This window comes from Oleiphilus sp. HI0079 (genome assembly GCF_001635105.1).
On the sequence record NZ_LWFT01001120.1, the window covers coordinates 1 to 1,206 of the forward strand.

A 1,206-nucleotide genomic window follows, 5' to 3' on the forward strand; every position below is an offset into this window, starting at 1 on the left:
GTAGGATTGTTTGGGTTTATGACAACAATGGCTTTCGTTTTGTCGGTAATTTTGTTCTTGATGTCATCGATATTGGGCTGCCAGTTGCTTTGCTCATCGCACTGATAATGAACGGCCTTTCCGCTGCTCAGCGTCACGGCTGCCGTCCATAAAGGGTAGTCAGGAGCTGGAATTAGCACCTCATCACCGTTATTAAGCAGAGCTTGCATGGCCATCACGATGAGCTCGCTCGCGCCGTTTCCAAGATAGATGTCTTCGATATCTACATCAAGAATGCCGCGGCTTTGGTAATGCTGCATAACGGCTTTGCGCGCAGAATATAAACCTTTTGAATCACAATACCCTTGCGCGTTAGGAAGGTTACGTACTACATCCGTTTGAATTTCTTCAGGAACATCAAAATCGAACGGGGCAGGGTTGCCAATGTTGAGCTTGAGAATCCGATGACCTTCCTCCTCGAGTCGACGCGCTTCATGGGCAACAACACCGCGAATGTCGTAGCACACATTGTCGAGTTTGGAGGACTTCTTGATCGTTTTCATCGTTTTCTCTTGGAAAGTTAAAGGTATTTATTAAGCCTAGAATGCATTCTATATAAATAAAGCGAGATTGGAATCCAACGACATGGCTTAGTGCCCAATTTGGACCTCTAAACCTCAAAGAAAATGCGCAGACGGCTTGAATTGGGTGGTCAATGTTAGAAATAACACCATCTAGTTGATGGTAAATTGATTTGGCCTAACAAGCTTCTGTTTGCTTGGCTTTGCTGTGAGTAGAGCGTTTTGTTGAGCTCGAGCTGGCTGAAACGGGAATGCTGGATTGCTCTTGCTGCGATTCACGCTCTCTAATTTGGCTTAAAAAATTCCCGACCGACATGCCAAATTCAGTTTTAAAGAAACGACGAAATCCGGATGTCGTTTGAAAGCCCAGGAGCTCGGCGGTGGCCTCTATCGACTTTCCTTGTTGAACCAGAAACACTTTGACAAGCTCGGCGCGAGCCTGGATGCAAAGAGCAGAGAATGACGTGTTAAGAGTGTTGAGTTTTTTCTGTAAGCCTCGCGGAGAAATACTCAACTCTTGTGATAAGTGCTCACTGTTGAATGCCGCTGGTATATTTCGTATCAAGTGCGTCGTTGTTCGGTAGTCAAAGCTCCAGTAACGCTCTGCGAGTCGAGCGGAGTCTTGGCACTTCTTCATGTAGGTATT

2 protein-coding genes are annotated in these 1,206 nt (G+C 46.0%); both read right to left on the reverse strand.

Annotation, left to right across the window (positions count from 1 at the left end):
• Window positions 1-542 (reverse strand): aminotransferase class I/II-fold pyridoxal phosphate-dependent enzyme (locus A3750_RS19900; protein ID WP_156498769.1); only part of this gene is annotated, 542 nt, incomplete at its 3' end.
• Between the two features lie 196 nt (window positions 543-738).
• Window positions 739-1,206 (reverse strand): AraC family transcriptional regulator (locus A3750_RS19905; RefSeq protein ID WP_156498770.1); only part of this gene is annotated, 468 nt, incomplete at its 5' end.